Source organism: Streptomyces sp. NPDC047886, assembly GCF_043204435.1.
Lineage (GTDB): Bacteria > Actinomycetota > Actinomycetes > Streptomycetales > Streptomycetaceae > Streptomyces.
This window is the reverse complement of record NZ_JBIDCF010000018.1, coordinates 33862-41069: the sequence shown is the minus strand read 5'-3', so window position 1 is coordinate 41069 and position 7208 is coordinate 33862. Positions and strand designations below refer to the sequence as shown.

Annotated in this window: 9 protein-coding genes; 5 read left to right on the top strand and 4 right to left on the bottom strand. The window is 69.5% G+C overall.

Annotated elements, in window-relative coordinates:
- The first annotated feature begins 129 nt into the window (after window positions 1-129).
- Window positions 130-579 (top strand): glycine-rich domain-containing protein, encoded by a 450-nt coding sequence (locus tag ACGF5U_RS31710; RefSeq protein WP_392818962.1) that lies wholly within the window; start codon window positions 130-132, stop codon window positions 577-579.
- Window positions 580-1011: 432 nt separating this feature from the next.
- On the opposite strand, the gene ACGF5U_RS31705 is transcribed toward ACGF5U_RS31710, so the two are convergent.
- Both ACGF5U_RS31705 and ACGF5U_RS31700 read right to left on the bottom strand, forming a co-directional pair.
- Entirely contained in the window at window positions 1012-1350 is a 339-nt protein-coding gene (locus ACGF5U_RS31705; RefSeq protein WP_392718628.1) for a hypothetical protein, read from the bottom strand.
- 86 nt (window positions 1351-1436) lie between these two features.
- A complete protein-coding gene (locus tag ACGF5U_RS31700; protein ID WP_392718630.1) occupies window positions 1437-1658 on the bottom strand; it encodes a hypothetical protein in 222 nt (73 codons plus the stop codon).
- A gap of 204 nt (window positions 1659-1862) precedes the next feature.
- On the opposite strand from ACGF5U_RS31700, the gene ACGF5U_RS31695 reads away from it, so the two are divergent.
- On the top strand, window positions 1863-2345 hold the full coding sequence (locus tag ACGF5U_RS31695; RefSeq protein ID WP_392718632.1) for a tyrosine-type recombinase/integrase: 483 nt from the start codon (window positions 1863-1865) through the stop codon (window positions 2343-2345).
- Window positions 2318-2458, top strand: coding sequence for a hypothetical protein (locus ACGF5U_RS31690; RefSeq protein WP_392718634.1), 141 nt, complete (start codon window positions 2318-2320; stop codon window positions 2456-2458). The genes ACGF5U_RS31695 and ACGF5U_RS31690 overlap by 28 nt, the downstream gene beginning before the upstream one ends.
- A gap of 200 nt (window positions 2459-2658) precedes the next feature.
- Here ACGF5U_RS31690 and ACGF5U_RS31685 read toward each other — a convergent pair whose 3' ends face one another.
- The gene (locus tag ACGF5U_RS31685) at window positions 2659-3807 is read right to left on the bottom strand and encodes an acyl-CoA dehydrogenase (protein WP_392718636.1); all 1149 of its coding nucleotides are present in this window, start codon (window positions 3805-3807) and stop codon (window positions 2659-2661) included.
- 207 nt (window positions 3808-4014) lie between these two features.
- Between ACGF5U_RS31685 and ACGF5U_RS31680 the strand changes: the two genes are divergently transcribed.
- On the top strand, window positions 4015-5358 hold the full coding sequence (locus ACGF5U_RS31680; RefSeq protein ID WP_392718638.1) for a UDP-glucose dehydrogenase family protein: 1344 nt from the start codon (window positions 4015-4017) through the stop codon (window positions 5356-5358).
- 171 nt (window positions 5359-5529) lie between these two features.
- A complete protein-coding gene (locus tag ACGF5U_RS31675) occupies window positions 5530-5892 on the top strand; it encodes a VOC family protein (protein WP_392718640.1) in 363 nt (120 codons plus the stop codon).
- Between the two features lie 13 nt (window positions 5893-5905).
- Here the strand turns inward: ACGF5U_RS31675 and ACGF5U_RS31670 are convergent, their stop codons facing one another.
- On the bottom strand, window positions 5906-7027 hold the full coding sequence (locus ACGF5U_RS31670) for a dipeptidase (protein WP_392718642.1): 1122 nt from the start codon (window positions 7025-7027) through the stop codon (window positions 5906-5908).
- Between the last annotated feature and the right edge of the window lie 181 nt (window positions 7028-7208).

Below are 7208 nucleotides of genomic sequence, written 5' to 3'. Positions count from 1 at the left end.
GAGGCGTCAGACACCTCGATCAACAGCCCGGGGGCTTCGCTCGTTGCGCTTCACGGACCGTCACCCGATCGGTGGCCACATCGAAGAAGCTCACTCACCCCCGGCGGGTTCGGGGACGTGGTCGCCACGGTGATCGACAACAACCCCGGCATTGAGCAGCCCACGGCCGAGCGCATCGTCATCGAAGCGCTCAAGTTCGTCCACACGGCAGCGAAGTTCCCCACGGTCGGCATCGCGCCCTCGAACGTCGTGGACGAGGGGTGGCACGCCCTGATCCTCCACACCAACCTGTACGCGCGGCTGTGCGACGGGCTGGGACACTTCGTGCACCACTTCCCCGAGCGGCCGGATGCCGGGCGCGACGATCCGCACGTTCTGACGCGCACCGTGGCCCTGATCGAACAGACCGGGTACGGGGTTGACCCCGAGTTGTGGACGGAGCCGAAGCGGGCGCTGGTCGGCGTGGGCACGCTGAGCATGCACACCCCCGCGCCGGGTGGCTGCGGCCCCATCCGACCGGGCAACTGCGCCACCCACGGCGGAGGCGAGGGGGCGGAAAGCGGGGGCGGCAGCCAGTAGGCTCGCGAACCCACGGCAGAGAGGTGAGGGGATGAACGCGGAAGAGGCGCGGATCGTCGACGCCATCCTGAGGAGGTATGGACTCCCCGGAGTGGTGGCGCCAGAGGATCTGAACGTCCCCTCGGGCCCGTGGCGGGTGTACGACCACGCCGACCCCGCGACCCGAAGGGACACGACCGCCCAGACCCTTGCGGCCCTCGCCGCGAAGGTTCATCAGACGGCCCCCCAATCGGCGCCCCGACGGGGTGGAGAGGGTCCGACGCGGGGCTTCATCCTCCCGCCGTCGGAAGACTGACCCTCCCAAGAGCCCCGCCCGTGCGCTTCCCAATAGCGCGGGCGGGGCCTCCGATTCGAGCAATTGCAGCGTTCGGACATGCCAGAAGAGCCCCCAGCCGGCGGCTGGGGGCTCTAGTAATTGGTGCTGCTATGCAATCAGCTGGCAGCAGCCTTGACGATCTGGACCGAAGCGGGCTCGAGCGACGGCAGCATGCCGCGCCACTCTTCCGAATCCGTAGATTCGTTCTTGTTCGGGGTGAGAATGCCCGCGTCCTTCGGTATCAGGCTCCGAACCTCGGCCTCTCGCTCGCCGCGCTGGACAGCCTCTCGGGCCTCGGCCTCAAGTCGCATCACGTCTCGGTCAAGACGCTCAACGCGTTCCCGCTTCTCCGAACCAGAAAGATTACTGTCACTCTCAACGGATCGGATCTCATGAATCAGCTTGGCTCGATCTTCAAGAGCAGCCTTGGCCTGAGCCCTGTAAACGTCGATCAAATCGTTCTCCTAGGAAGGGCCGGATGGTCACCGGGCATAAAAAAGGCCGCTTCGGCTAATGCCGAGCGGCTTGGAAATTGCTTGGTTCAGTTGTCTTCGGTTAGAAAGTCACGGAGCTTGGCTATGCGAACGAGCCATTCAGTCCGCGCCATTCCGCTGGCGCAAGCGGCAGCCTTGGCCTGCCACCGGGAAATCAGTTCTTCAATTTCCTTGGCGGTGTCGAACCAGGAAACATTTAGGAAGTATCCATAATCGATCGGCCCCGGCGACTCCCGCCGATACGCGTCGCGCTCAATACGCAGAGACATTGGCCAGCCTCCGCGCCTCGGCGCGAGCCTCGTATTCGATTCGCTGCCTCGCTCGCTTAGCGGCTCGACGGCATCCCTCGCCGCAATACTTCGGCGGGCGTCCCGGGCCGAGAACCCGGGTAAAGAGTGCGGAGCACTGCCAGCAAGTCAAATCAACAGTCATGGTTCCCTTCGTGAGCATGGCCTCCGCCCCGGTACCGGGCGATGCTGTTGCTGATGGCCGGATGCGGGCTCCGCCTCGGCGAGGCTATGGCGGTCTCTCGCGATCAGATCGACTTCACGGCCGAGGTCCTGAGGGTGGACTTCCAGATAGCCGAGGACGGCGAAACGGAGTCGGGGAAGAACAGCGCGCTCCAGCGGCGGCACATCAAGGCCCGCGACCAGGAGGAGCCTGGGCGCGTCGTGCCTCTTCCTCAGAACGTGGCGTTCGAGTTGCGGCGGCACATCAAAAACCACGGGGTGTGGGGGCCGGAACGGCTCCTCTTCCCCAACGTGACCCGGACCGGCTACCTGTACGCCTCCTACTTCTACCGGCGAATCTGGCTTGTTGCCCTGACCAAGGCAGAGGTGGAGTACTGCAAGCCGCATGCCATGCGGCACTACTACGGATCGCGCCTGCTGTACGCGGGCGTCCCCGAGAATGACGTGGCGGACTGGATATGGGCCACAGCAGCACGGACGTGCTGAGGGAGCACTACCACTACATCTTTGAGGGGGCCGAGCAGCGCGGCCGTGCCGCCATCGCGACGATGCTCACGCCCGGCGCGGACGATCCCACCGAGCGGACGGAAGCCGCCTGATCCAGCCCATACGAACGGCCCCCGGCATCGCGCCGGGGGCCGTGGTGTTTGTGCAGGTCAGGAAGCGTCTCCGGCCCAGCGTCAGCCCAGGATTTCCCCAGCATGACGCCCAGGAACGCCCCGGAGCGGACCCGAACGGACCGAAAGCCGATCGCGCCTCCAAGACCAACCAGTAGGGCCGCTGACCTGCAAAAACCCTGCTAGGGAAGGTTCCTCGCCATCACGATCCGCTGGACCTGGTTCGTGCCTTCGTAGATCTGCGTGATCTTGGCGTCGCGCATCATGCGCTCGACCGGGTAGTCACGGGTGTAGCCGTAGCCGCCGAGGAGCTGGACGGCGTCCGTGGTGACCTCCATGGCGATGTCCGAGGCGAAGCACTTGGCGGCCGCGCCCTGGAAGGTGAGGTCGGCGTCGCCGCGCTCCGACTTGGCGGCGGCCGCGTAGGTGAGCTGGCGGGCGGCCTCGATCTTCATCGCCATGTCGGCGAGCATGAACTGCACGCCCTGGAATTCGGCGATCGGCTTGCCGAACTGCTTGCGCTCCTGGACGTAGCCCTTGGCGTAGTCGAGGGCGCCCTGCGCGATGCCGAGGGCCTGGGCCGCGATGGTGATGCGGGTGTGGTCCAGGGTCTTCATCGCGGTGGCGAAGCCGGTGCCCTCCTCGCCGATCATGCGGTCGGCGGGGATGCGGACGTTGTCGAGGTAGACCTCGCGGGTCGGGGAGCCCTTGATGCCGAGCTTCTTCTCCGGGGCGCCGAAGGAGACGCCCTCGTCGGACTTCTCGACGACGAAGGCGCTGATGCCCTTGGAGCGCTTGGTCGGGTCGGTGACGGCCATCACCGTGTAGAACTCGGAGACCCCGGCGTTGGTGATCCAGCGCTTCACGCCGTTGAGGACGTAGTGGTCGCCGTCACGGACCGCCTTGGTCTTCATGCCGGCCGCGTCGGAGCCGGCGTCCGGCTCGGAGAGGCAGTACGAGAACATCGCGTCGCCCTTGGCGAGCGGGCCCAGGTACTTCTTCTTCAGGTCCTCGGAACCGGACAGGATCACCGGCAGCGAGCCCAGCTTGTTCACGGCCGGGATCAGCGAGGACGACGCGCAGACGCGGGCCACCTCCTCGATGACGATCACGGTCGCGAGGGCGTCGGCGCCCGCGCCGCCGTAGCTCTCCGGTACGTGCACGGCGTGCAGGTCGGAGGAGACCAGCGCGTCCAGCGCCTCCTGCGGGAACCGGGCCTCCTCGTCCACCGCGGCGGCGTACGGCGCGATCTTGGCCTCGGCGAGCGAGCGGACGGTGTCCCGGAGCATGTCGTGCTCTTCGGACGGGCGGTACAGATCGAAGTCAGACACAGTGCTTATCTCCCCTTGGCGCCAAGGTCTCTCGCTCCCTGAGCTGCCCTGCTAACTACCGTTAAGTAACACGAATTTTAGTCGGCCGCCGCCGATCCGGCATACGTGAGTTTGGTGACAGCGAAGGCGACAGCGGAAACGATGCCCCGCCGCCACCCGACTATGCTCGGGCTCGCATTCACGCCCCGTACAGCACTGGAGCAACGCATGGCCCTGAAGATCACCGTGATCGGCACCGGATACCTCGGCGCCACCCATGCGGCGGCCATGGCGGAGCTGGGCTTCGACGTGCTCGGGCTCGACATCGTCCCCGAGAAGATCGAGACGCTGTCGGCGGGCCGGGTCCCGATGTACGAACCGGGCCTGGAGGAGCTGCTGCGCAAGCACGTGGCGGGCATCGAGGGGTCGACGGGCCGGCTGCGGTTCACCACCTCCTGGGAGGAGGTCGGCGACTTCGGCGACGTGCACTTCGTCTGCGTGAACACCCCGCAGAAGCACGGCGAGTACGCGTGCGACATGAGCTACGTCGACGCCGCGTTCGCCGCGCTCGCACCGCATCTCAAGAAGCCGGCGCTGGTCGTCGGCAAGTCGACCGTGCCGGTCGGCAGCGCGGAGCGGCTCTCCCGGCTCCTCGCCGAGCGGTCGCCCGCGGCGGCGGACGTCGAACTCGCCTGGAACCCCGAGTTCCTCCGCGAGGGCTTCGCCGTGCAGGACACCCTGCACCCGGACCGGATCGTGGTCGGCGTCGAGACCGAGCGCGCCGAGAAGCTGCTGCGCGAGGTGTACGCCGGGCCGGTCGGCGAGGGGTCGCCGTTCGTGGTGACGGACTTCCCGACGGCTGAGCTGGTGAAGACCGCCGCGAACTCCTTCCTCGCGACGAAGATCTCCTTCATCAACGCGATGGCCGAGGTGTGCGAGGCCGCCGGCGGCGACGTGGTGAAGCTGGCCGAGGCCATCGGGTACGACGAGCGGATCGGCGCGAAGTTCCTGCGGGCCGGCATCGGCTTCGGCGGCGGCTGCCTGCCGAAGGACATCCGGGCGTTCATGGCGCGGGCGGGCGAGCTGGGCGCCGACCAGGCGCTGACCTTCCTGCGGGAGATCGACTCCATCAACATGCGGCGCCGCGGCCAGATGGTCGGCATGGCCCGCGAGGCCCTCGGCGACGGCACGTTCCTCGGCAAGCGGGTCGCGGTGCTCGGCGCCGCGTTCAAGCCGGACTCGGACGACGTGCGGGACTCCCCCGCGCTGAACGTCGCCGGGCAGATCCACCTCCAGGGCGGCCAGGTCACGGTGTACGACCCGAAGGGCATGGACAACGCGCGCAGGCTCTTCCCGACCCTGGGGTACGCGGAGAGCGCCCTGGAGGCGGTGCGCGGCGCGGACGTGGTGCTGCACCTGACGGAGTGGCGTGAGTTCCGTGAGGTCGACCCGGCGGAGCTGGGCGAGGTCGTGGCGTCCCGGGTCATCCTGGACGGCCGCAACGCCCTCGACGCGTTCCGCTGGCGCGAGGCCGGGTGGACGTATCGGGCCATGGGCCGCCCGCGCGCCTGACGCGAACCGGCGACCCCCTTCCCGCGCGGGCCGGGCCCCCTCCCACGCGGGCCGGGGGCCGGTCGCGGACGCCGGGCGGCGGGCGGCGGGCGGCGGGCGGCGGGAGTAGGCGGCAGCGGTTCCCGGTAGATGACAGGTACCGGAAAGCAGCCGACCCCTGGAGGAGCCGCCATGGCCATCGCCACGCTCGGAGCCGTCGTCCTGGACTGCCCCGACCCGACCGCGCTCGCCGCCTTCTACGCCGGGCTCCTGGGCGGGGAGCCCAAGAGCGACGGCGCCGACTGGGTCGACCTGGTCGGCCACGCGGGCACCCCGCTCGCCTTCCAGGCCGCCCCCGGATACGTACCGCCACGCTGGCCGTCCCCCGACGCGTCGCAGCAGTTCCATCTGGACCTCACGGTGGAGGACCTGGACGCGGCGGAGGAACGGGCCCTGGCGCTCGGCGCGACCAAGCTCGACGCCGACGACCACTCCCGTACGTGGCGTGTCTACGCGGACCCGGCGGGGCACCCGTTCTGCCTCTGCGCCTGCTGAGCCCGCGGAGGCGTCAGAGGAGGGTGCCGAGTGTCGCCGCGCGGGCTACGAGCTCGGTCTCGCGTACCGCGCGCGCCGCGTTCTGCCAGGTGAGGGCCGCGACATCGGTGTCGGACCAGTCGCGGCGCAGCAGTTCGGCGATGAGGTTCGGATAGCAGGAGGCGTCCTCCAGGCCGAGGGTGTGCGGGGCGTGGACGGCCATGCCGTACGTACCGGAGAGGCCGACGCACTCGGAACCCGCGACCTCCCGCACATGGTCCAGGTGGTCCGCCACGTCCTTGAGCGTGGCGGGCTGCGGGGGCCGGGCGACCTGTTCGGGCGCGAAGCTGACCATGCAGACGCCGCCGTTGGCGCGCAGCGTCAGCAGGATGTCGTCGGGGACGTTCGCGGGGTGCGGGGTCAGGGCGTGCGCCGCCGAGCGGGAGCAGATGACGGGCGCGTCGGACACCGCGAGGACGTGGCGCATCGTCTCGGCGGACGCGCCGGACAGGTCGACCAGGATGCCGAGGCGGTTCATCTCCCGCACGACCTCCTGCCCGAAGCCGGTCAGGCCGTCGGCCGCCCAGCGGGCGCCCGCCACGTTCGCGCTGCGTACGCCGAGGGCGTGGTACGCGCGGAGCGTGCCGATCGAGTCGCCGAGCGCGGGCCCCGAGACGGGGCCGAGCAGGGACGCGACCCGGCCGCAGCTGCGGGCGTCGGAGAGACAGCCCGCGGTGAGGGCGAGCCGGAGGTTCTCGGGGCACGAGGCGATCAGCCGCCGTACGACGTCTATCCGCTCCAGCGTGCGGGTGAGGGTGCGCGGGGGCTCGTCGCCCTCGTCGGGGGCCGGGAGCAGGGACCAGAACTGGGCGCCGACGCCGCCCGCGCGGATCCGGGGGATGTCCGTGTCGAGGGAGCTCTCGCCGCGCTCCAGATCCGGCCAGTGGGTGCGGAGGAGTTCCTGGGCCAGGGTGTTGTGGCCGTCGATGACGGGGTGCGCGCCGAGCAGGGCGTGCGCCCGGTCGTGGTGGACCCGGTCGGCGGCGGGCGCTTCGGCGGGGGGTTCGGCCGCGCCGGACGGACCGTCGAGTTCACCGACGGCGGAGGCCGGGGGATCGGCGGAGGGGTCGTACGGGTGGTCCTGCAGGTCTGCCATAACGGGGGCTCCGAGTACGGAGAGTGAGCCGATTACGGCAAAGGTGACACGCGGCGGGGTGCGGGTCGCGGTGGCGTACTGCATCCGGGTGCACGGCCGCCCCGCTCGGCACCGGTACCGGGCGGCCCGGTGCGGCGGCGTCCCGCCGCCCGGAGGCACCGGGAGCGGGACGCCGTCACCG